This is a genomic window from Rhizobium sp. R339, assembly GCF_002211395.1.
Lineage (GTDB): Bacteria > Pseudomonadota > Alphaproteobacteria > Rhizobiales > Rhizobiaceae > Rhizobium.
On sequence record NZ_LOKV01000001.1, the window covers coordinates 938,245 to 959,480 of the forward strand.

The following is a 21,236-nucleotide window of genomic DNA, read 5'->3' on the forward strand; positions in this document are numbered from 1 at the left end:
GAAATATACGCCGCTCTTCGTCGATGCGCTCTCCTGGCATCTCGCCGTCAGGCTCGCCATGCCGCTGACGCGCGATCCGCAGGTGCGCGCCGATGCGTTCCAGCTTGCCAACAGCACGCAGGCGCTGGCCCAGACGGCGGACGCCAACGAGGGCTGGGACGGCACCGACGACCGGGACGGGCTGACGGGAGGGCGGGCGAATGGCTGATTTGCGCGCCTACCAGCCGTCCTTCGGCGGCGGCGAACTGTCGCCGGCGCTCTGGGCGCGTGTCGACCAGGTGAAATATGGCAGCGGTCTGAAGACGGCGCTCAACCTCTTCATCAATCCGCATGGCGGGGCATCGAACCGCTCCGGGCTTGCCTTCATCCGCGAGGTGAAGGCGAGCGCCAACGAGGCGCGGCTGATCCCTTTCCAGTTCAACACCGAGCAATCCTATGTGCTGGAATTCGGCCATCTCTATTTCCGGGTGTTCCGGGACGGCGGGCTCGTTCTATCAGGGGCTACGCCTTACGAGGTGACGACGCCCTACGCGCATAATGCGCTCGACGAACTGGTGTTCGTGCAGGAGGCGGATGTGATGTATATCTGCCATCCCGACTATCCCGTGCGTAAACTGGCGCGCCATGCTGACAACAACTGGACGCTCGACCTCGTGACCTTCGCGCCGAAGATCGCGGCGCCCGTGGGCGTCGGGATTACGACAATCGGCGGGGGAAGCACGCCCTATGGCTATCGCGTCTCGGCCGTCGACAATGAAAGCGGCGAGGAAAGCCTGCCGTCGGCGGCTGTCTTCGCCAACAACGACCTGACGGTGACTGGCCGCAAGAACCGCGTCAGCTGGTCGGCGGTGGCGGGCGCCTCGCGCTATATCGTCTACAAGAACGACAACGGCGTCTATGGCTATATCGGCGGCACGGCCGGTCTTTCCTTCGACGACGAGAACATTGCGGCCGATCTTGCCGATACGCCGCAGACGGCGCGCAACCCGTTCAACAGCGCCGGCAATTACCCCCGCTGCGCGACCTTCATCGAGCAGCGGCTGGCCTTCGCCTCGACGAAGAACGATCCGCAGGCGGTGTGGCTTTCGCAATCGGCCAATTACGAGAATTTCGGCTATTCCTCGCCTTCCAAGGCGAGCGACGCCGTGACCTTCCGCATCCGCGCCCGGCAGGTGAACGAGATCCGCTCGATGCTGGCGCTGCGCGGGCTGATGCTTTTGACGTCGGGAGCGGAATGGATCGTCAGCGGCGGCTCGCAATCCGATGCGATTTCTCCCTCTTCGATCAAGATTGACAACCAGGGCTATCGCGGGGCGGCCCGGGTGCAGCCGATCGTCGTCGGCAATACGGTGCTCTTTGCGCAGGAGCGGGGCGGCGTCATCCGCGACTTCAGCTATGTCTATGCGGAGGACGGCTTCGTCGGCAAAGACCTGACAATCCTCGCCCGCCACCTCTTCGAGAACCGGCGAATCAAGGCCTGGGCCTATGCCCAGGCGCCTTATTCGATCGCCTGGGTGGTGCTCGACAACGGCGCGCTGGTCTCGCTTACCTATCTCAAGGAGCACGACGTCTGGGCCTGGACGCGGCATGAAAGCGGGCCTGACAATGACGCGGTTTTCGAGGATGTCACCGTCATTGCCGAGGGCAATGAGGATGTGCCTTACTTTCTCGTCAAGCGCACAATCGGCGGCCAGGCCCGGCGCTATATCGAGCGGCTGCACAGCCGCGTCTTCCAATCGGTCAGCGACGCCTTCTTCGTCGATTGCGGCCTGACCTATAGCGACGCGCCGGCGACCGTGATCGGTGGTCTGGCCCATCTCGAAGGGCAGAAGGTGGTGGCGCTTGCCGACGGCAATGTCGTGCGCAACCTGACGGTCAGCGGCGGCGCGGTGACGCTCGATGTCGCCGCCTCCAAGGTGCATGTCGGCCTGCCGATCGTTTCGGCGCTGCAGACGCTCGATATCGATCTCGGCAATGTCGGCGGGCTCGGCACCGTGCAGGGGCGGCAGAAATCGGTGAGCAACGTGACGCTGAGGGTGGAGCAGACGCGCGGCATCTTCATCGGCCCGCGCGACGGCGCGCGCGGCGACGAGCATCTGGTGGAATACAAGCAGCGCTCGACCGAGGATTGGGATGATCCGATCGAGCCGATCACCGGCGATATCTCGCTGACGCCGCAATGGGACTGGGACACGGGCGGCAACATGTGGATCAAGCAGTTCGATCCGCTGCCGATGACCATTCTCGCCATCATGCCGGATATCAGCCTTGGCCGGTGAGATCCGTGTCGTGCCCTTCCGCCCCCTCGACCTGCGTGGGGTCGCCCGGCGCATGCGCAGGGCCGACCGCGACGAGGTGTGGAAAGCCTCCGGCATGACACCGGTGGAGGCGCTCAGCTATTCGCTGCGCAAATCATCGGCCGCCTGGACGGTTTCGATCGACGGGCGGGCCGAGGCGATCTTCGGCGTCGGCGCCATCAGCATCCTTGCCGGCGTCGGGGCGCCGTGGCTGCTCGGAACCGACACCATCGAACGCCATGCAGCCGGTTTCCTCCGAGGCTCGGTCGAGTGGAGGGATCAACTGTTGCGGCACTATCCCATTCTGAGAAACCTCGTCGACGTCGACAACCGCGTCTCGCTGCGCTGGCTGCGTTGGCTGGGTTTTTCGATCTTCGATCCTATCAGCCTGCGGGGTCATGAATTCCGCCCATTCGAATTGAGGTCCAGCGATGTGTGATATCGGTCTTGCCCTGACGCTCGGCTCGACACCGGTCGGTGCCGCCGGCAGCGTGCAGCAGGGGCAGGCTGCGAAAGCGGCCGGCAAATACAACCAGCAGGTCGCCGAGATGAACGCCGAGCTTTCCGAGCGGCGCGCCCAGGACGCGCTGGAGCGCGGGGCGCAGGAGGAGCAGCGCAAGCGGCAGGAAGTGGCGCGGATCATGGGCGCGCAGACCGCCGCGATGGCGGCGAACGGGCTCGACATCAGCTTCGGCTCGCCGCTCGACACGCTGGTGGATACCGCCACCCTCGGCGAGCTGGACGCCCTGACAATCCGAACCAACGCCTATCGCGAGGCCTATGACTTCCGAGTCGATGCCGTCAATCAGCGGGCGGGCGGCACGCTGGAGCGGATGAAGGGGGATGCGACAGCAAAGGGCAGCTATCTCGAGGCTGCCGGCACGATCCTGACTGGGGCTGGCAAATATTACGAGAAGCGCTACCCCACCACCGCCACGACAGCCACCAACAAGAAATGAGGCCGAGCCATGGTCACCGTTCCCGAATATCAGAGTAATGTCGCGACGCGGCCTATCTTTCAGAGCAAGCTCGACGTCAAGGCCGATGCCACCAACTTCGGCAAAGCTGTCGGCGAGGGCATGGTGAAGCTGTCGGAGGGAATGGAGAAACTGGAGACGTCGATCTCCAACGTTAAAGCCGCCAAAGCAGAACGCGCAAAACAGCAAGGTACGGCGAAAGGGGCCGGTGCGACCGAACAGAAGGCACCTGATCCCAACGCGCTCGATAACGTCATGCGCGCCAAGGATCGCGAGAACCAGCTTGCGGCCTGGGACCGCAACGCCCGATACGGCGAGGGCGGGTTCATGACGCTCACCGGCCAGGCGGCAGTCGATGGCCGGGCCGATTACGAGCGGCGGCTGATGGAAAAGCGCAAGGAAATCGGCGCCGGCCTGACGGGCGAGGCGGCGGATCTCTATGGCCGTGCAGCCGATGCCAGGATCAATGCTTCGCTGCAGAGCGCCGTCGTCTATTCCGGCCAGCAGCGCAAAGTCTGGTTTCAGCAGAATGCCGCCCAGCGCGTCGACAACTTCGCCAGGGATGCGGTGGTGAATTTCACCCGGCCCGACCTGGTGACGAAGAACGTCGCGGCCGGCCTTCTGGAACTGCAGGAGCAGGGGCGGCTGGAAGGCTGGAGCGGCGACACCATGATGGCGCGCGGCAGCGCGTTCGTCTCCGGCGTCCACAGGGATATCACGCTGCGGCTGGCCGAGGACGATCCGATCGCCGCCGACCGCTACCGGAACGACCATGCCGGGCAGATGACCGGCGCCGACAGCGACATGCTGACGGAGGCGCTCGAAGGCGAGATCAGCAACGAGCACTCCAAGCGCGAGGCGGGCGCGATCCTGACCAGGGGCAGGCAGGTTCCTGGACCGGCGGCCGATGCCGTCGGCGATCTCGTGGATGCCGGAGAGCCGGCCGGCCGCACGGTGGCGGATGCCGGGCCGACCCGGTTTCGCCAGGCGCTTGCGGCGCGGGTTGCCGGCGGCGGCGCGGAAGCCGTCGACAGGCTGGACGAAAGCTTCGCCACGAACCTTGCGGCGATGATCGAGGATGCACCGCCCGCCATCCGCGACGGGCTTCAGATCATCGGCAGCGCGAAGGGGGCGGCGAATGCCGTCGATCTCGGCTGGAACGGGCGGCCGCTGAAATCCGGGGCCGCGCCGAGGGGGGTGTTCGACTACATCCATGACAATGCCGCTCGCTACGGCATGTATTTTCCGCTGATCGACGATCCCGAGCAGGCCGCGCCGTTTTCGACGCGCGGCGGCACGGTGGCGCCGCGCGGCAACAAGATTTCGCCGCGTGCGCTCGGTCCCTCCGCCGACGATATCGACAGGAGCCTTGCCGATATCCGCGACGAGAAGGTCCGCCAGCTCACGCAACGGCGCATCCAGACGACGCTGGAGACGCAGGCGAGGGCCGAGGACGCACGGAACAAGCAGGCCAAGGCTGAACTCTGGCGGGCGATCGACGAAGGCAAGACGCCCGACGACGTGCCGCGGGAGATCCGCCAGGTGGCTGGCATGGAGGCGGTCTCGGCAGCGTGGAACTACATGCAGACGGCCGCGAAAGGTCGGGCGGGGCAGGTGGACGAGGTGCTGCTTTACGATATGCGCAGATATGCTGCGATGGATCCGGATGGATTTGCCGGAGTCGATCTCAGCGATTACCGTGGCCGGCTGGGTGGGGAAGCATTCCGCCAACTGTCGGAGCTGCAGAACGGCGCGCTGAGTGGGCAGGCGGCGATGAAACGCGAGGGCCTGCAGCTGGCCGACGCCTTCGCGCAATCGCAAAGGCAGCTCGAATCCATCGGCATTACTGCAAATGGCAGGTTCGGCGCCGAGCGGCAGGCCGCGATCCAGCAGGTTGCGCGGTTTCAGAACGCGCTCGCTTCCGAGATCGCGGCCTTCAAGAAAGAAAACAACGGCAGGACGCCGAACGAGTTCGATATTGCATCGATCCGCAACAAGCTGCTGCTGCCGCTCGTGCTGCGCGAGCCGGAACCGGTGAAGGAAACCCCCGTGCTTGAGCTGGCCGATTGGGCGGATCTCCCGCCCGACGCCCGGCAAGCGCTGGCATCCGAACTTTCGCGCGATCTCGGCAGGGAGCCGAACGAGGCGGAGGCGATGGGCTATTACAAGGGGATCGCCTCGCTTCTGGCGCTGGCTACCGGGGCTGATGGCGGCGTCCGCCATTCATGATGCCAACCGTCTCGATTCTAAGCTTGTCTCCCAACAATATTTGGAGACAAGCTATTGGAAACGCTGCCGGAAACGAAGATTCAAAAGACCGGGCGATTAGGGGCCAACCTTGCAGCCGGTGATGTCGCCTCGCGCGCCGCTAACGAGGACCCCAAGCAGCCGGCGAATGATCTCCGAAACGCGGAGACACCAGGCGGTCCGGTTCCGATGCCTGAGGTCTTGATACCAAAGACCGGGCGGTTAGGCGGCAACGCAGCCGCGGCCGAGGCTAATCCGCGTTTCCTTGACGACAGTCCCGAACAGCCGGCAAGCGATCCTCGAAACTTGGCGACCCCAGGCGGCACGATGCCGCTGCCGGACACGAATATACGAAAAACCGGGCGGCTCGGGGGCGATGCTGCAGCGGCCGATATTGTCCTCCGTTCTTCAGACGAAGACCCCGATCAGGTGGCGAGTGACCTTCGCCTCGCTGAGGATTATGCGGGGGTAATGGGCGGTCCGGCGCCGCCGCTAGCGCTGGTGAAGCAATACCGCGATAGTTTTCAGCAGACGCTGCAAGAGGCGAAAAACGCGAAGATTCTCTCCGAGGCGCCGGTTCTCGCCAATTGGCTGCTTTCACCCGAAAACACTGCTTTGGCTGGCGATGACGTGGCGACGCTCGCCTATTTTGAACGGCTCGGCGAGCCGACGGCGATAACGGCGGATGCTGACCGCCCCCGTGGTGATGCGCCGCCGGCTGCCCAGCCCAATGGAAACGCGCCGGCTCCAATCAAAAAGACTGCGCTACAGGTGCTGGCGGAAGAGATCGCCGGGGCTAGGGATAAGAACAAGGATGAGATCGCGGCACTGGAAGACCAGATAGACCGGCAGCGAGTGCCGGATAGGGATATTTGGAAAATGGTGCTTAAGGATGTGCGGAACGGCACCGCAACGCGCGAAGACGCTCTCTCTATACTTACCCCGGGGGGCTCCTCTTTTGTTCTGGAGGTTAAGGAGGCGGCGAAGGCCATACCGGGTGCTGCTTTCGGATCGTTAGGTAAGGCCGTCGAGGGCGTTGGTCAGTTGGCCCAGCCATTGGCAGGACGCTCGGATACAAGCGCCCGCGACGCTCTCATCAGAGATATCGCCGATGCCAAGAAGATCGGCAACGATTCGAAATTGGTCGAAGCGCTTAACTTACGGATAAGTCAGCAGAGTGACCTTCCCCGCGCCATTGCGCGCGGGGCAGTCCGCGACATAATAGATGGCACCGCGACGCCGGAGGAGGTCATATTACAACTTACCCCTTCCGAAGCTCTGAACGACTTCATCAGAGCCGTGCCGGCGACGCTGCAGAAAACTGGCGAGGAATGGCAGGATAAAGGCGCAAATCTCTATCGTCCCACGCCGGGAATGGAAGACGGCATTGGTTGGAAAACCGGCACAGCCATTGGTTCTGCTTTGCCTGGTGCCGTTATCGGAGCGGCTACGGGCGGGACGGGGGCGATACTTTACGGCGCAGCGGAGGGCGCGGGTGAAGCTGCTTCGGGGGCCCGCAAGGCTGGTCTTGACGAGGCCATGCAGACGCAGCGTCTCGGCTGGGTCAGCAGCAGCGATCTTGACGCGGCGATCGCCGCCGGCGGCGACATGAAAATCCCAACAGCGACGTATGCCGCAAAAATTGCTGGTTCCGAACACGACGCTTTCTTTACGGAGAATGCACGGCTGCATTCTGCCGATATCTCGGCGAAGCAGGCTTCCGATCCTGAACGGCGTGCGGAGGAAGCGCAGAAAGATGGGGAGGATGCCCGCGTCGATCAGCAGGCGCATGAGGCAATCGAGGGCACGGCGAAGGATGCTGAAACCGCCCGCGTCAATCGCAAGGCCCGTCGCTTCGTGAAGGAAGCGCCTGGAGATGGCGAGGCCGTGAATGCGGACGAGCAGGCGCGGCGTGCCGTCGAGGGAGTGGAAAGCGATGCGAAACCGCATGTGGCAAGCGGACGGCGCAGCGCTCCGCGAGGAAGCCGCCGCAGCGCGCCGTCGAGCGAGCGGAAAACGACGCCGAAATCGGCCGTGGTAATCGAGAGGCGGAGCGCGCCGGGAGAAGACCCAGCAAGGATCTCAAAGCCAGCGGTGCCGACCAGCCGCCGCAGCGCGCCGCAGAGCAAGCAGAAAACGGTGACGAAACCGCGCGCGGTATCGGAAACGCGAAACGATTCCAAGATCGCCGATGCAGGTGAGCGGTCTCAGCGCAAAGTCAAGCGACTGACGAAAGATACGAAAATCGTCCGCACCAAACGCAAGACACTGCGCCCCGCGAATAAGCTGCGATCGGCTACGGAGGAATAAATTCTCGACTGGTCTGCTATCCGCCATCCGCTGGCGGCCCGCCGATCTTCGATCCGATTCAAATGATGACAGGATACTTCGAGTGCTGACCGCGTACACCGGCGGCAAGGGCAAAGGGCAGGGCGCGGTCGGTGACATCCGTGAGAACACGCGGAACTGCGCCGAGACAATTTCCCTCGCGAAATATCACCCCGGCCAGATGGGGAAACAACCATCGGCGTTTATGGTCTTCTTGAAACCAAGCGAGTGACGGCACATGACGATTTCAAGCACGAACAGCCGGTCCGGTCCCTATCCCGGCAATGCAGTGACCACAGTATTCGACTATGATTTCTTCATCGCCGACGAGAGGCATCTGCTCGTCATCAAGCGGCGCGCCAATGGCGATGAGGAGATCCTGACGCTCGACGCCGACTACAGCGTCTCCGGCGTCGGCAATCCCGAGGGCGGCTCGATCGATACCGCGGCGGGCGGCGCTCCGACTGCCGTAGAAACGATCACCCTGCTGCTCAACGTGCCCTTTACCCAGGAAACGGAACTTGAGAACCAGGGGCCGTTTTCGGCAAAGACGATCGAAACCGCGCTCGATGTCGCCGCTCAGCGCGACCTGCAACTGAGCGAGCGGCTGGACCGGGCGATCGTCGTCTCCCCGACCTCGACGCCGACAGAGATCGCCGAGCTGATCAACGGCGTGTTGCGGCTGGCCTCGATCATCGAGGCGGTGACGGAGCTGGCGGGCGTGGCGCAGAGCATTCCGCCGGCGGCTGATGTTGCCGCAGAGATCGCGACCGTTGCGACGGTTGCGGCTGAGGTGGCCGCCGTTGCTGCGATCGCGGCCCAGACCGTCGCGGTTGCCGGCGTTACGGGGGATGTCGAGACTGTTGCGGCCAATATCGAGGACGTCAGGAATTTCGCCGATGTCTATCTCGGCGCTTCCACGGTCAGCCCCATTCTCAGGGCCGACGGATCGGCGCTGCAGGTGGGCGATCTCTATTTCAACAGCGCGGATCAGGCCATGCGCGTCTATGGCGGCGCCGGCTGGGTGCCGACCGACGGAACCGTGACGGCCGCGAAGATCTCCGATCTGCAAGCCGACAAGGACGCCATCGCAGCCAAGCTCGTCATGCCCGATTTCGTTCGCGGGCTGGTTCCGAACCCGAATGCCGGCGTGCCGCTCACCAGCCTCGATATCAGCGCCGGCGATGCGCGCTTCGGCGGGAAATACATCTCCTTTGCCGGGATCCTGACCAAGAGGCTGAACGCCGCCTGGTCCGCCGGCTCGAACGGCGGCTTTCTCGACACCGGCGCCGTTGCGGCAAGCAAGACCTACCATATCTATGTGCTGCGCAAGCTTGCCGACATCACGGTGGGCGACTTTATCGCGTCGCTGTCGAATGTTTCATCGGGCGTGACGGTGCCGGCGGGCTGGGAGATTCTGCCGAGCAGCCGGATCGGGTCTTTTTTGACGAATGGCAGTTCAGAAATTGTTGGTTTCAAGCAGTATGGGAGTCGAGTGAAGTTCAACACTCCCATTCAGGAGAGGACAAGCTGTTTCTTCAGGCCCAGGCGACCGCCAATTCCTCGGTTAATCTCCGTTGCGACACCGAGGAGACGGCAGGAGCTGCTGGTGATGCTAATCTCTACATCAACATCGGCTCCAGCACCACAAGGCTTCAGATTGGAGCCAAGGTTCGCACTACGGTTGTAGGCCTCATGTGGATGCGATTCGACATAACTGTTGGCACCGGGGAGTGCGTCGTTAGCACTCAAGGCTGGGATGATTACACAGTACCAAGGCCGACCTGATGCAAATTGCTGACGCAGCTTGCAAGAGAGTGGGAAAGTCATAGCGAATTTTACGCAAATTCGATCTGCCTTCCCGTTCGTAACTTCGTCACGGCAAAATAAATCGAGTAACCTTCATGGATGAGCAAGTCAGAGCGGAGATCGAAAAGCTCCAGGAAAGGGTGATTGGGCTGAAGGAGCGCGTCGTCAATCTGGAGGCGCAGCAGCCCCACATCAATGCCGCCTTGGTGCGGATCGAGGGTAGTGTCGAGAAGCTAACGAACAGGATCGGAAAGGCTATTTGGGCTGTTCTGACCCCAGTCATCGTTCTCGCAGTTGGTGCTACCTTCAAGATCGTCGTGTCGGGTGCTTCCGCACACCTCGCTCCGTAATTCGGTCTTCAATTCTCGCCGGCTCCAAGGAGGCATTTGACATGACAAGCGTCATCATTCGCATTGCCCTGCGCTATTTCGCTGCCGTTTTGGTGGCTAAGGGCATCTTCTCGCCGGAGATGGGCGGCCTGATTTCGAGCGACCCAGATCTTGCGATGATGGTCGAAATCTCCGCCGGCGCATTTATCGGTCTTTCTGCCGAAGTTTGGTATTACCTTGCCAACCGGTTCGGGTGGGCGCGATGAGCTGGTTCGCCAAATTTCTTTTCGGTGGCGTCATGGAGGCCTTTACAGCGCCGCTGTTGTCCGCCTGGAAGGCGAAGCTCGATGCCGAGACCGATGAGAAGCGCCTTGCAGCCGAGCAGGCGATAAAAGGCATCGAGGCGGCGCGCGATATCGCTGTTGCCGAGGCTGCAGACCGCTGGAGCGCGATGAGGGTCGGCCGCTGGCTGATCGTCGTTCCCTTCGGCATCTGGTGGGCGTCGATCTATCTCGTTCAGATCGTCAATCCGTGGTTCGGGCTTCATCTTGTCGTAGTCGACGTTCCACCTGATATTCACAGTATGGCGTTAGTGCTGGTTCCGGCTATCGTGATCGGCGATGCTGGCGCGCTGATCGCGCGGCGAATTGCCCTCTGATATGTATGCCGATAGTACTATCTCCAATCGCCGTGTGGATTGTGGTGGACCACGTTCGTGTAAATACCGGAAGACCAAACATGAGTTGATTGCTGGGATCGATAGAAGTAGGAACTGCTCATCTGGCTATCCAAGTGGGTGAACATGCTATCGAAATTTGCGATTAAAATGCGGAATGCACTCGGCAAACGATGGCACTCATGGCATAACGAAACGCCAGGCGAGGTTTCTCCTAATCGCTGGATCGCCATCGGTGATGACCTTCCGATAGGTTATGAGTGGAAGGTCTATAAAAACAGCATTGATTTCGACGCGGATATTGTGCCCGTGCCTGTGACGGACGACACTCTCGCGCCGGGTGAAATCACTGTTGGCGTTAATTCCGACGGTGCTCGGGCGATCGTGTTGGCGGCAGCCTACGTATTCGCGAAGGTCTCACGGGAGCAGAACTCTATTTCTGTGCTCGATTTTGGCGGCGCGGCCGGGGGGTATTACCGGATCGCCCGAAACGCAATTCCCGAAGTCAAAATAGATTACACTGTTCAAGAATTGCCGGAATTATGTAGATTTGGATCGCGAGCACGGCCCGACGTACGCTTTGTTTCTGACAATGATTTACTTGCTACCGGCTACGATCTGGTATTCGCTTCCGGTGCAATTCAATATGTTTTGGACTGGCGGAAGCAGTTCGATCTCCTAGCAACGAGAGCTGATCCATGGCTCTTTGTTACGCGTGTGATGTCCCTGAGACGCACGAGTAAGATCATCGAACAAACTATAGATGGCGACGTAATATCCGTTTGGGCTATTGGACAAGAGGACCTTCTCGAGGAGGCGCGCCGACATGATATGAAATTGGTCGATATCTTTGATCTTCAAAGTGAATTCGAGCCAATCGTCGGGCTTAATGAATCGCCTGTTGTAAAGGGCTACCTTTTTCGGCGAGAGAATATATAACCACTGCGTGGTCTCATTGGTTCAAGTGTGGGCTCTGTAGCTGATTACCGCATCGGTTCGTATCTGAGGCGGACGAGCGCCTCAGGACAAAGGCGCGGATAGCGAATATTAGTAACACGAATCAGATCCGAGGAATGTTCAACACGCCTGCTTTCCAGTGTCGTCGTAACGCCTGTCCGTTCCTGCCAAAATGCGGATGTCCGCAAGGCATAGACCTGTCCCTCACTTGAACCCAACCCATACCCCAACCATCTAATCCTCATACACCAGCGCCATGGCGGACTGTTGCAACCGTGATTGCTTCGCCGGCGGCGGGGCGGCCGTTTTGCCGCCTGAGGATCAAATTATGGGTTATATGGATAAGGACATCGTGCCCCAGAGTGATGGGGCGCTGATCGATGCCTATTCACAATCGATTGCGGCGGCGGTCGATATGGTCGGGCCGGCGGTTAGCCGGATCGAGAGGGTGGGTGGCCGGCAGGGGCATGGGTCGGGCTTTGCCATTTCGCCGGACGGGCTCATCATCACCAACAGCCATGTGGTCGACGATGCCAAGGTGGTGCGCATCACCACGCCGGATGGGTTCGTCACCGAGGGGCGGGTGCTCGGCCGGGATGTCGATACGGATATCGCGCTCATCCGCGCCAATTCCAGCACCGGCGCCTGGGCGAAGCTCGGGGATTCCCAGCGCCTGCGCAGGGGGCATATCGCGATTGCGATCGGCAATCCGCTCGGCTTCGAATGGACTGTTACAGCCGGCATCGTTTCGGCGCTCGGCCGGTCGATGCGCGCGTCGAGCGGGCGGCTGATGGAGGACGTGATCCAGACGGATGCGGCGCTCAATCCCGGCAATTCGGGCGGGCCGCTCGTCTCTTCCGGCGGGGAGGTGATCGGCGTCAACACCGCCGTCATCCAGGGCGCGCAGAGCATCGCTTTCGCTGTTGCGTCGAATACGGCCAATTTTGTGGTTTCAGAAATTCTCCGCCACGGCCAGGTCAGGCGCGCCGTCATCGGCATTGCTGGCGATACGATCGTGCTGCCGCGCCGGGTCGCGCTTGCGGCGGGCACGGCGCAGACGACCTCGGTCCGCATCCGGCGGGTTGAGCCGAACGGGCCGGCCGCCAAGGGCGGGCTGCGGGAAGGGGATTACATTCTCGCGATTGACGGCAGCCCGGTCGGCGGCGTCGATGACATCGTCAGGCTGATGGACGGCAGCAGGATCGGCAGGGAGACCGCGATCCTGGTGTTTTCGGTGGCGGGGCTGATCGAGAAGAAGAGCCTGGTGCCGATGGCTCGGTCCTAGGCGGGGCGATATCGCGTTATGCCGTCGACGGTAGGGGCGACGTCCAGGAACGAGGCGGACGCTGCGATGGTCACGAGATGCAAGAAGCAGCGTTGGAACGCGTGCTTCGAGGCTCCGCCCTTTCGGGCTGCGCACCTCAGCATGAGGGAGGTTGGAGGATGCCGCGGCCATCAGCGGCCATCGAGGGATGCCCATGCCCAACGCTCAAAAGCAGCCTGCCTTGAGGTTCGCCGGCAAGTGCTTGGTGCCAACGAGAGCCTCATCCCGAAATGCCCTGCAGGGCTCCGAAGGATAAGGCGGACTGCGGTGCCCGATGATGAACCCGATATCGTGTGTGCACGGCCTTATGGAATGACGGCAAGCACAGGGGTGGCGGTGTCGAGCAGGGTTTCCTCGGTGGCGCCGGATGCTGTCTGAATGCGGGCTTCGCCGGTCTTTCTCGCGCGTTCGACCTTGGCCATGATCTGATCGCCGTTGCGGGTGCGGCAGATGGAGAGGACGCCGATCGCCGCCGTCTCGACCTCGTCGGTATGGCCGAAGAGGATCACCGCGTCGTCCCAGATCGACAGCGGGCCGGAGGCCGCGCGCACCTGGGCGGCGATGACCTGGCCGTCGACGAGATCGCGGACGGCCGCCTTGGCGCGGTCGATGACGGTCTGCGGCAGCGGGCGCGGCTCCTTCAGCCGCTCGACCGAGCCCGCCTCGTTGATAACAGCCGCCAGTAGGATGCGGGTGGGGGTACCGTCAGGCTCGACCGAAACGCCGGCGTGAGTGAGAACGTCCGAGAGCGAAACGCCCAGGAACAACGCAATCTGGCTTGCTTCTTCCATCTTCATTCTCCGCGTGCCAGACAGCATGCGCGACGCGGCGGAAGGATCTATGCTGAGATGCCGCGCAAGGCTCCTGACAGATTTCTGCCGTTCGTCCAGCTTCTGGAAAAACCACTTCTTATCGATTTCGGTCATCCCGGTTCCTCAAACATCATTTGGCGGAACCGAGTTGTTGCAGATTTCGCAACGAACGGCAAGCAGATGCGGCATCGCTGCATCACGTTGCGTTAACTGCATGCTTGCGGGATTGGGCCGGCGCTACCATGGCCGTCCCGGCCGAGTTGGGCTTCCCGTTGTTTCTCCTTCGTTCTGCAACCTAGATAATTGACATTCGCCTCCGGAGTCAATATCGAAGAGGAAAATATTCCTTTTTATGTCTGACCTGAAATTAGGATGAGCCCTTCATTCGGAATAAAATCCCATCTTCTGTTCGGGAAAGCTTGACGGTGCTGATATCGCATTATATGTTGCTATTATCGCATCAACGGGGAGCGCACGTGCAAAGGCTCGGTAAGGACGGCAAGACGCCATGGCGGAAAGTTCACGAGAAAATTGGCCTTTCCGCCGCGGAACTGGCGCGAGCGATGGGCCGCCATCGCTCGAAGATCAGCCGGGCACTCGGTGACGACGATGGGCTGATCAGCGGCCGCGACCAGCTGCTCTTGATGAAGGTGGCGCGCGAGCGCGGCATCGCGCTTTCGGCCGATGAGATGATGCCGGAGCGGCGATGAGCGGGCGGGCGTCACGGAGCATTCTCCGGCAGGCGGAGCTGCTCGATGGTCTCGTCGGCCATTGCCTGATGCGCGGCGGGGCGCCGGCCGGCGAGGCTCTCGTGACGATCACCCGCTCGGAGGCGGGCGAGCTCCAGGCGCTGGCGCGCAGGTTACGGCGCATGGCGCCTTATGAGGACGAGATCCGGCGGCTGGTCGCCGGTTCATGATCGCGCCGCCTGATGGGGCGGAGACGCAGGGTTTTCGAAGAAGCGACAGGCCGGACCAACGGAACGGCGAACAGACGGAAAGGAATGGTGAATCCGATGACGGCAGTGGACAGGAAAGTCAGGTTGGCGCCGGCCGCGCTGAAGCGGCCGATGTCAGGCGAGAGGGTCGAACCGGCCCGGAAAGAGCGCGTCATGGAGGGAGCGGGAGCGGCGGCGATGGAGCCGATGAACTGCCCCTGCTGCAAGCAGCCGGTGACGGCGCCCACGCTCGAGATCGTCGTCGACCGCTATGGCGTGACGCCGCTTCAGGCGCGCATTCTGGGTGCTGTCTGGCGTGGCAAGGGCATGCCCGTGCAGACCGAGCGGATCTTCGATGCGATGTATGTCGACGATGCCGATGGCGGGCCGTCGCCGACGCGCATGTATGCCGCCTTCAAGGTGGCGCTCTGCCATCTGCGGACCCGGCTGGAGGGTTCCGGCATCGGCATCGAGAATGTCGGCTATCGCCAGGGATACCGGCTGGTGATGGCCGGCAAGATCACACCCGCTCGCCGCAGCTGACGGCGGGCACGAGAGCCCAATCCGCCGCCCGAGCTTGCTTCCGCCAAAAGTTGTGACGATCACAACGACCAGATCAGGGGTCGGATATGACCGAAGTCGAACGTATCAGGCGCGAGGCCTGCCTGTCCGAGGTGGCGGCCCGCCATGGCGTGGCGCTGAAGCGGGCAGGGCGCGAATTCGTCGCCTGCTGCCCCTTCCATGCCGAGGCGACGCCCTCCTTCACCATCTTTCCCGGAAAGGATCATATCGAGCGCTTTCACTGCTTCGGCTGCGGCGCGCATGGCGACGTGATCGATTTCGTTAGAAAGATCAAAGGTATCGATCTCGCGGAAGCGCTCGGCATGCTCGGCGGCCGGGCCGCCGCGCCCGATCCCGCGCCTGCGCGGGCGCCGATGCTCGAGCCCTATGCCGGCATCGTACCGCTGGCGCCGCCTGCAGCGCCGATCGAATGCGGCAGGCCGGTGCGTCTCTACAATCCGAAGCGCCGAGGCGAACGATCCGAATGGGGAAGCTTCGCTCCGTCCATGGTCTTTCCCTATCGCGGGCAGGATGGCGGCCTGATCGGCTATGTCCTGCGCCACGAGCTTGGCCGGGGCGGCAAGGAGACGCCGATGGTCATGTGGGTGCGGCTGCCTGACGGCAGCGAGGCATGGTGCCGGTTTCCCTTTCCGAAGCCGCGCCCGCTCTATGGCCTCGACAGGCTGGGCGCGGCGAGGGCGGTCCTCGTCGTCGAGGGTGAGAAGTGCCGCGATGCGCTCTCGGCGGCAACCGGGCGCACCGTCATCTCTTGGCCGGGCGGCGTCCAGGGCGTCAAACATGCCGACTGGTCGCCGCTTGCCGGCCGCAACGTGGTGATGTGGCCGGACGCCGACCGGCCGCATCCGGAAACGGGCGTGATATCCGGGCTGAAGGCCGCTGACGATATCGGCGCGATCCTCACCGGCCTCGGCTGCAGCTACCGCGTCCTCGACGTCGTTCGGTAGGGCGGCACGCAGCACTCATGCCATCCCCTCCCTATCTCCATGCCGACTGGCTCTCCGGACGCGTGCCGCCGAAGGGCTGGGATGCGGCCGATGCCGTCGCCGACGGCTGGACCGAGGACGAGCTGTCCGGCTTTCTCCGGGATGCGGCGCGGCCATGGACGCCGCCGGCCGTGGAGACCGCGCACAAGGCGCGGCCTGCGGCTGCCGGCAAAACCATGGCCTGTGATGACTGGCAGATGGAGCTGCTGCGCGGCGAGAAGGGCAGGATCAAGCCGGGCGCCACCCGCAACTGGGCGCTGTTCCTCGAACGTCACCCAGATCTTTCCGGCGTCTTCGCCTTCGATGCTTTCAGGATGGGCGTCGTCTTGATGCGCCGGCCGCCATGGGATCCGGTCAAAGGCAGCTGGCGCGAGCGCGCGCTGCAGGATCGCGATTACAGCGAGGCGGTCATGTGGCTGGAGGCCAACGACATGACGCCGAAGGTCGCCAATATCGCCCCGGTGATCCAGACGGTGGCCGAACATGCGCGCTTCGACCGGCTGACCGATTATCTCGAAGGCCTGGTCTGGGATCGCAAGCCGCGGCTGCACAACTGGCTGACCTACTACATGGGCATCGAGGATACGCCCTATGCCCGCACGGTCGGCATGCGCTGGCTGATCTCCAGCGTGGCGCGCGGGCTGCAGCCGGGCTGCAAGGTCGATACGATGCCGATCCTCGAAGGGCCGCAGGGGGCGCGGAAATCCACCGCCGTACGCATGCTCTATGGCGATGATTTCTTCACCGACGAACTCTCCGATATTGGCTCGAAGGATGCCATGATGGAGATGCAGGGCGTCTGGGGCCTGGAGGTCGCGGAGATGCACCGCTTCAACGCCTCGGAAACCAGCGCGGTGAAGAAATTCCTGCGCAAGCAGACCGATCGTTTTCGTCCGCCCTACGGCCGATCGGTGATCGAGGCGCCGCGCCGCGTCTGCCTTTGCGGCACGATCAATCCCGACGGCAACCCCTATCTCAAGGACACGACCGGCGGGCGAAGCTTCTGGCCGCTGACCGTCGGGCGCATCGACATCGAGGCGATTGCCGCCGATCGCGACCAGCTCTGGGCGGAGGCCGTGGCGCTTTACACGGCCAAGACCCCCTGGTGGGTGCAGGAGGAGGAGCAGCCCGCCGTCGTTGCCGAGCAGGAGAAGCGCACGGATGTCGATGTCTGGGTCGAGGTGATCGCGCCGACGCTGAAGGGCCAGAGATCGGTCTCGCAGTTCGATATTCTGAAGAGCCTCGGCATCTCGCCCAAGGACGCCGACTGGCGCCACGCCGGCCGCATCGGCCGCATCATGAAGAAACTCGGCTGGGCCGCCAGCCGCGACCGCAGGGGCGGCGAGGACCGGGTGGTTTTTCGCCATCCGTCGTTTGCTGGGGATGGGGAGGAGGAGCAGGTGTTTTAAGATCCGGTGGGTTTTCGGCCGTGGCAGGGGGAAGCGGCAAGCGCCGGAGATAGTCCTCATGGTGAGGAGGCCTCAGGGGCCGTCTCGAACCACGAGGGCGGCGTGGGGCAGGCCCTTGCGGCGCGGTGGCGCTCGTCGCGGAGGATTGATGTAAGTGATGGCCAGAAGTGTTCGATCCCGACAACTCTTCATCGGCAATGGTTGTGGCGATTTTATCCGAAGGGAAAATTGTCATGGCCAAGGGAAATATGTCCGCCTGCCTGCCGATCACGCTGGCTTATGAGGGCGGCTTCACCAGCGACAGGCGCGATCCAGGGAATTGGACCGGCGGCGCCGTCGGCAGGGGCACGCTGAAAGGCACGAAATACGGCATCGCCGCCGCGAGCTATCCCAATCTCGATATATCGCGGCTGACGATCGCCGATGTGACGCCGATCTATCAGCGGAATTACTGGCGGCCGCTCGGCGCCGAAGCATTGCCGGCAGGTCTCGATCTGGTGACATTCGATTTCGGCGTCAATTCCGGCACGACGCGGGCGGCAAAGGCGCTGCAGGCGGTGGTCGGCGCGACGACCGATGGCGTGGTCGGCGGCGAGACGCTGAAGAAGGCGGCGACGAGCGATCTCAAACGGGCGATCCAGTCGCTCTGTGCCCGGCGTCTGAGTTTTCTCCAGGGGCTGAAGACCTGGGCGACCTTCCGCGGCGGATGGTCGAAGCGGGTCGCCGATGTCGAGGCGAGGGGCGTTGCCATGTGGCTCGCGGCGTCGGCGCATGCCGATCCGAAGGGGGCGCTTTCGCGGGAGGCGGCCAAGGCGGACGCGGTCTCGAAGAAGCAGCGGCGCACCGCAGGCGGAACCACCGCGCTCGCAACCGGCGGCGCCGGCTCGAACATGGCGGCTGGCGGCGAGATCAACTGGCTGCTGATCGTGGGGATTGTCGTGGTCGTTGTGGCAGTTGCGGGGCTGCTGGTGTTGAAGGCGCGGCGGAACAGGGAGCGGGCTGCCGCTTATCAAGCGTTGGCGAAGGTGGATTGAGCAGGGCGGGACGGTCTTGGATAGGCCTTCAGCGATCCTATGGATCGCATCCTGGGAGCGACATCCTCCTACGTCCCTCATGCTGAGGTGCGTAGCCCGGAGGGCGAAGCCTCGAAGCACGCGCTCGACGCTGCTCCCTGCATCCATCCACCGCCAGCGTGCCCGCCTCGTCCTTCGAGGCCCCTGCGGGGCGCCTCAGGATGAGGCTCTCTTGGGCGTTGGCGGATCTGCTCAGGCACCAGCGGCAGCTGCGGCATCCTGTCGGTGTTTGCCAACGGCGCGGCAATCTCCAACGTTCCCTCATGCTGAGGTGCGCAGCCCGAAGGGCGGAGCCTCGAAGCACGCGCTCGGCGTTGCTCCTTGCATCAATCAACCACCAAGCGCCCGCCTCGTCTTTCGAAGTGAAGCTCTCTTGGGGGGCGCAGCGGATCTGCTATGCGCTCACCGCCTCCGGCTCCGCGCCGGAAAAATCCACCGCCGCAAAGGCCGCAGCCAGCACTTCCGGACCGGCGCCGGTTTTCGCGGCGTCGGTGGAGAGGATCTGGCGGTAGCGGCGGGCGCCGGGCAGGCCCGTGAAGAGGCCGACCATGTGGCGGGCGACGTGCTGCAGCCGGCCGCCGCTTGCGATGTGGCGCTCGGCATAGGCCATCATCCTGTCGCAGAGCGCCTGCCAGTCCGGCTCGGCGGCCGGCGCGCCGAAGAAGCGATGGTCGATGTCGGAAAGAATCGCCGCATTCTGATAGGCGGCGCGGCCGAGCATGACGCCATCGACATGGGCGAGGTGCGCCTCGGCCTCGTCGAGCGTACGGATGCCGCCGTTGATGCCGATGAAGACGTCTGGCCAGCGCTGTTTCATCCGATAGACGATCTCGTAATCGAGCGGCGGGATCTCGCGGTTCTCCTTCGGGCTGAGGCCCTTCAGCCATGCCTTGCGCGCATGGATCCAGATCGCGTCGGCGCCGGCATCGAGCACGCGGGTTATCAGCGCGGGCAGCGCCTCTTCCGGTTCCTGCTCGTCGACGCCGATCCGGCATTTCACCGTCACCGGCACGGTCGCGACCGCCTTCATCGCCGCCACGCATTCGGCCACCGTCTCCGGTGTGAGAATCAGGCAGGCGCCGAAGGTGCCCGACTGAACGCGGTCGGACGGGCAGCCGACATTGAGGTTGATCTCGTCGTAGCCATAGGGCTCGGCGAGCCGCACCGCCTCGGCAAGCTTGGTCGGGTCGGAGCCGCCGAGCTGCAGCGCCAGCGGATGTTCGGCCGCATCATGGCCGAGCAGGCGCTCGCGCGGGCCGTGGATGATCGCATCGGCCACCACCATCTCGGTATAGAGCAGCGCCTCTCGGCTGATCTGGCGGTGGAAATACCGGCAATGCCGATCCGTCCAGTCGATCATCGGGGCAACCGCGAATATCGGCTTCTGCGTCATCGAGATTTCATTGGTCCTTGTCTGTAGCGCCGGGATCAGGCGCCGGTCATCGCGGCGCGGGCGGTCTCATATCAAGCGCGCATATAACACTTGCGGCTGCGATCGACAAATTGCGGAAGCACAAACGAAAACGGCGCCCCTTGCGGAGCGCCGTTCTTGCCGCCGAAGCGATATTCTGACTTAAGAAGCCGAGATGTTGACGGCCTTCGGGCCCTTGCCCATGCGATCCGGCTCGGTGTCGAAAGTGACCTGCTGGCCTTCGCGCAGCGACTGGATGCCAGAAGCCTGCAGCGCAGAAATGTGAACGAAAACGTCCTTTGCGCCGCCGTCCGGCGTGATGAAACCAAAACCCTTGTCCTGGTTGAAGAATTTTACGGTGCCCTTGGTGGCCATTGGGATAGTCCTTTTCCCTTAGTCTGTGGTTATCCGCGCCCCCGAGAGGAAGCGGACGGCTTTAGCTTTCGTCCTGATTGGGGTTGGGACGAAGGGTCAGTCGGAGAAGTCACGTACGGGGAAAGAACGTCTACGCAGGCGGGTCGTCCCGACCCCTTCCTTGAGGGGAAGGGATTGCCACATCAGTCCAGTCACCGGCATGCTAATGCCCGAGTGATTGAATTCGTGCCAGCATTTCGGGCAAAAAGCAAGCGGCTTTATTGTGGCATGACGGTTATTATGACAGGAAATACCGAAGATTCAGTTACTTGACGAAAAGTTAGCGACTGCTTGCATGCCTGTGCCATATCGGGATTGCGTGCCGAAATGGTGCGAGCGGCGGATTTCGAGCGGCGGCGCGGATTCCCTTAGAAGTAGTTGATGCGGAAAGATAATCGCATTGAAGGCGAGTTTGCTCAGCACATCGCGATCTTTCAGATTCGCTCGCCGCGCTTTAGGTCTTTGTTTTTACGCGCGTCGCGCAAAATCGCGCACACTTTTGCGCGACGCGCTTTCGTGCGGGCTGGTGTCGAGCAGGCGTGATTCGCCCGCCGGGATTGCAGCAAGCTGCGGCCGCAGTTTCGAGGTGCCGGCAAACGGCGTGCTCACAAAGCGAGCGCCGCTATCCCTGTGGATGCGGCGCTCGATATCGAAGCTCTTCTGACGCAAGT

General features: G+C 62.8%; 23 protein-coding genes. 19 read left to right on the forward strand and 4 right to left on the reverse strand.

Features of this window, described 5'->3' with window-relative positions:
• Positions 1-58: 58 nt before the first annotated feature.
• From ATY76_RS34055 to ATY76_RS04725, 13 genes are all read left to right on the forward strand, one after another.
• Positions 59-208, forward strand: coding sequence for a hypothetical protein (locus ATY76_RS34055; protein ID WP_245309699.1), 150 nt, complete (start codon positions 59-61; stop codon positions 206-208).
• Positions 201-2,279 carry a hypothetical protein gene (locus ATY76_RS04675; RefSeq protein ID WP_088673563.1) on the forward strand — a complete coding sequence of 693 codons (2,079 nt, stop codon included), beginning with the start codon at positions 201-203 and terminating at the stop codon, positions 2,277-2,279. Before ATY76_RS34055 ends, ATY76_RS04675 begins: the two co-directional genes overlap by 8 nt.
• Positions 2,269-2,736, forward strand: a complete 468-nt coding sequence (locus ATY76_RS04680) for a hypothetical protein (RefSeq protein WP_088673564.1) — start codon at positions 2,269-2,271, stop codon at positions 2,734-2,736. Before ATY76_RS04675 ends, ATY76_RS04680 begins: the two co-directional genes overlap by 11 nt.
• Positions 2,729-3,256, forward strand: coding sequence for a hypothetical protein (locus ATY76_RS04685; RefSeq protein ID WP_088673565.1), 528 nt, complete (start codon positions 2,729-2,731; stop codon positions 3,254-3,256). The genes ATY76_RS04680 and ATY76_RS04685 overlap by 8 nt, the downstream gene beginning before the upstream one ends.
• A 9-nt stretch (positions 3,257-3,265) precedes the next feature.
• On the forward strand, positions 3,266-5,503 hold the full coding sequence (locus ATY76_RS04690; RefSeq protein WP_088673566.1) for a hypothetical protein: 2,238 nt from the start codon (positions 3,266-3,268) through the stop codon (positions 5,501-5,503).
• A 54-nt stretch (positions 5,504-5,557) separates the two neighbouring features.
• The gene (locus tag ATY76_RS04695) at positions 5,558-7,831 is read left to right on the forward strand and encodes a hypothetical protein (protein WP_088673567.1); all 2,274 of its coding nucleotides are present in this window, start codon (positions 5,558-5,560) and stop codon (positions 7,829-7,831) included.
• Positions 7,832-7,913: 82 nt separating this feature from the next.
• A complete protein-coding gene (locus ATY76_RS33615) occupies positions 7,914-8,081 on the forward strand; it encodes a hypothetical protein (protein WP_190233586.1) in 168 nt (55 codons plus the stop codon).
• A 6-nt stretch (positions 8,082-8,087) separates the two neighbouring features.
• Positions 8,088-9,539 carry a hypothetical protein gene (locus tag ATY76_RS04700; RefSeq protein WP_088673568.1) on the forward strand — a complete coding sequence of 484 codons (1,452 nt, stop codon included), beginning with the start codon at positions 8,088-8,090 and terminating at the stop codon, positions 9,537-9,539.
• A 214-nt stretch (positions 9,540-9,753) separates the two neighbouring features.
• Entirely contained in the window at positions 9,754-10,008 is a 255-nt protein-coding gene (locus ATY76_RS04705; RefSeq protein ID WP_088673569.1) for a hypothetical protein, read from the forward strand.
• Positions 10,009-10,049: 41 nt separating this feature from the next.
• Complete coding sequence (locus ATY76_RS04710) at positions 10,050-10,253, forward strand: hypothetical protein (RefSeq protein WP_088673570.1); 204 nt, start codon at positions 10,050-10,052, stop codon at positions 10,251-10,253.
• The gene (locus ATY76_RS04715; protein ID WP_088673770.1) at positions 10,250-10,645 is read left to right on the forward strand and encodes a hypothetical protein; all 396 of its coding nucleotides are present in this window, start codon (positions 10,250-10,252) and stop codon (positions 10,643-10,645) included. The genes ATY76_RS04710 and ATY76_RS04715 overlap by 4 nt, the downstream gene beginning before the upstream one ends.
• Before the next feature lie 144 nt (positions 10,646-10,789).
• Positions 10,790-11,602, forward strand: a complete 813-nt coding sequence (locus ATY76_RS04720; protein ID WP_088673571.1) for a hypothetical protein — start codon at positions 10,790-10,792, stop codon at positions 11,600-11,602.
• Positions 11,603-11,948: 346 nt separating this feature from the next.
• Entirely contained in the window at positions 11,949-12,905 is a 957-nt protein-coding gene (locus ATY76_RS04725; protein WP_088673572.1) for a trypsin-like peptidase domain-containing protein, read from the forward strand.
• A gap of 344 nt (positions 12,906-13,249) precedes the next feature.
• Here ATY76_RS04725 and ATY76_RS04730 read toward each other — a convergent pair whose 3' ends face one another.
• Positions 13,250-13,870 carry a helix-turn-helix transcriptional regulator gene (locus ATY76_RS04730; protein ID WP_088673573.1) on the reverse strand — a complete coding sequence of 207 codons (621 nt, stop codon included), beginning with the start codon at positions 13,868-13,870 and terminating at the stop codon, positions 13,250-13,252.
• Positions 13,871-14,232: 362 nt separating this feature from the next.
• Between ATY76_RS04730 and ATY76_RS04735 the strand changes: the two genes are divergently transcribed.
• The 6 genes from ATY76_RS04735 to ATY76_RS04760 all read left to right on the forward strand — a co-directional run bounded on the left by ATY76_RS04735 (position 14,233) and on the right by ATY76_RS04760 (position 18,701).
• Positions 14,233-14,466, forward strand: coding sequence for a hypothetical protein (locus ATY76_RS04735; RefSeq protein WP_088673574.1), 234 nt, complete (start codon positions 14,233-14,235; stop codon positions 14,464-14,466).
• Positions 14,463-14,675, forward strand: coding sequence for a hypothetical protein (locus ATY76_RS04740; protein ID WP_088673575.1), 213 nt, complete (start codon positions 14,463-14,465; stop codon positions 14,673-14,675). The genes ATY76_RS04735 and ATY76_RS04740 overlap by 4 nt, the downstream gene beginning before the upstream one ends.
• Before the next feature lie 96 nt (positions 14,676-14,771).
• On the forward strand, positions 14,772-15,236 hold the full coding sequence (locus ATY76_RS04745) for a hypothetical protein (RefSeq protein WP_245309701.1): 465 nt from the start codon (positions 14,772-14,774) through the stop codon (positions 15,234-15,236).
• Positions 15,237-15,322: 86 nt separating this feature from the next.
• Positions 15,323-16,219, forward strand: a complete 897-nt coding sequence (locus ATY76_RS04750) for a CHC2 zinc finger domain-containing protein (protein ID WP_088673576.1) — start codon at positions 15,323-15,325, stop codon at positions 16,217-16,219.
• A 17-nt stretch (positions 16,220-16,236) separates the two neighbouring features.
• A complete protein-coding gene (locus ATY76_RS04755; protein WP_088673577.1) occupies positions 16,237-17,667 on the forward strand; it encodes a virulence-associated E family protein in 1,431 nt (476 codons plus the stop codon).
• 233 nt (positions 17,668-17,900) lie between these two features.
• Entirely contained in the window at positions 17,901-18,701 is an 801-nt protein-coding gene (locus tag ATY76_RS04760) for a glycosyl hydrolase 108 family protein (protein ID WP_190233587.1), read from the forward strand.
• A 433-nt stretch (positions 18,702-19,134) separates the two neighbouring features.
• Here the strand turns inward: ATY76_RS04760 and dusA are convergent, their stop codons facing one another.
• From dusA to ATY76_RS04775, 3 genes are all read right to left on the reverse strand, one after another.
• Positions 19,135-20,133, reverse strand: coding sequence for a tRNA dihydrouridine(20/20a) synthase DusA (gene dusA / locus ATY76_RS04765; RefSeq protein ID WP_088673579.1), 999 nt, complete (start codon positions 20,131-20,133; stop codon positions 19,135-19,137).
• A 180-nt stretch (positions 20,134-20,313) separates the two neighbouring features.
• Positions 20,314-20,526 carry a cold-shock protein gene (locus ATY76_RS04770; protein WP_003540801.1) on the reverse strand — a complete coding sequence of 71 codons (213 nt, stop codon included), beginning with the start codon at positions 20,524-20,526 and terminating at the stop codon, positions 20,314-20,316.
• Between the two features lie 507 nt (positions 20,527-21,033).
• Positions 21,034-21,234: a hypothetical protein gene (locus ATY76_RS04775; RefSeq protein WP_088673580.1), complete on the reverse strand. Its 201-nt coding sequence runs from the start codon at positions 21,232-21,234 to the stop codon at positions 21,034-21,036.
• Positions 21,235-21,236 lie beyond the last annotated feature (2 nt).

What these genes read in the sequence shown, in the direction of transcription:
- ATY76_RS34055 (WP_245309699.1), top strand. Translation starts at nt 59, where the DNA reads ATGCCGCTGACGCGCGATCCGCAGGTGCGCGCCGATGCGTTCCAGCTT.
- ATY76_RS04675 (WP_088673563.1), top strand. Translation starts at nt 201, where the DNA reads ATGGCTGATTTGCGCGCCTACCAGCCGTCCTTCGGCGGCGGCGAACTG.
- ATY76_RS04685 (WP_088673565.1), top strand. Translation starts at nt 2,729, where the DNA reads ATGTGTGATATCGGTCTTGCCCTGACGCTCGGCTCGACACCGGTCGGT.
- ATY76_RS04690 (WP_088673566.1), top strand. Translation starts at nt 3,266, where the DNA reads ATGGTCACCGTTCCCGAATATCAGAGTAATGTCGCGACGCGGCCTATC.
- ATY76_RS04700 (WP_088673568.1), top strand. Translation starts at nt 8,088, where the DNA reads ATGACGATTTCAAGCACGAACAGCCGGTCCGGTCCCTATCCCGGCAAT.
- ATY76_RS04705 (WP_088673569.1), top strand. Translation starts at nt 9,754, where the DNA reads ATGGATGAGCAAGTCAGAGCGGAGATCGAAAAGCTCCAGGAAAGGGTG.
- ATY76_RS04710 (WP_088673570.1), top strand. Translation starts at nt 10,050, where the DNA reads ATGACAAGCGTCATCATTCGCATTGCCCTGCGCTATTTCGCTGCCGTT.
- ATY76_RS04715 (WP_088673770.1), top strand. Translation starts at nt 10,250, where the DNA reads ATGAGCTGGTTCGCCAAATTTCTTTTCGGTGGCGTCATGGAGGCCTTT.
- ATY76_RS04720 (WP_088673571.1), top strand. Translation starts at nt 10,790, where the DNA reads ATGCTATCGAAATTTGCGATTAAAATGCGGAATGCACTCGGCAAACGA.
- ATY76_RS04725 (WP_088673572.1), top strand. Translation starts at nt 11,949, where the DNA reads ATGGGTTATATGGATAAGGACATCGTGCCCCAGAGTGATGGGGCGCTG.
- ATY76_RS04730 (WP_088673573.1), bottom strand. Translation starts at nt 13,870, where the DNA reads ATGACCGAAATCGATAAGAAGTGGTTTTTCCAGAAGCTGGACGAACGG.
- ATY76_RS04740 (WP_088673575.1), top strand. Translation starts at nt 14,463, where the DNA reads ATGAGCGGGCGGGCGTCACGGAGCATTCTCCGGCAGGCGGAGCTGCTC.
- ATY76_RS04745 (WP_245309701.1), top strand. Translation starts at nt 14,772, where the DNA reads ATGACGGCAGTGGACAGGAAAGTCAGGTTGGCGCCGGCCGCGCTGAAG.
- ATY76_RS04750 (WP_088673576.1), top strand. Translation starts at nt 15,323, where the DNA reads ATGACCGAAGTCGAACGTATCAGGCGCGAGGCCTGCCTGTCCGAGGTG.
- ATY76_RS04755 (WP_088673577.1), top strand. Translation starts at nt 16,237, where the DNA reads ATGCCATCCCCTCCCTATCTCCATGCCGACTGGCTCTCCGGACGCGTG.
- ATY76_RS04760 (WP_190233587.1), top strand. Translation starts at nt 17,901, where the DNA reads ATGGCCAAGGGAAATATGTCCGCCTGCCTGCCGATCACGCTGGCTTAT.
- dusA (WP_088673579.1), bottom strand. Translation starts at nt 20,133, where the DNA reads ATGACGCAGAAGCCGATATTCGCGGTTGCCCCGATGATCGACTGGACG.
- ATY76_RS04770 (WP_003540801.1), bottom strand. Translation starts at nt 20,526, where the DNA reads ATGGCCACCAAGGGCACCGTAAAATTCTTCAACCAGGACAAGGGTTTT.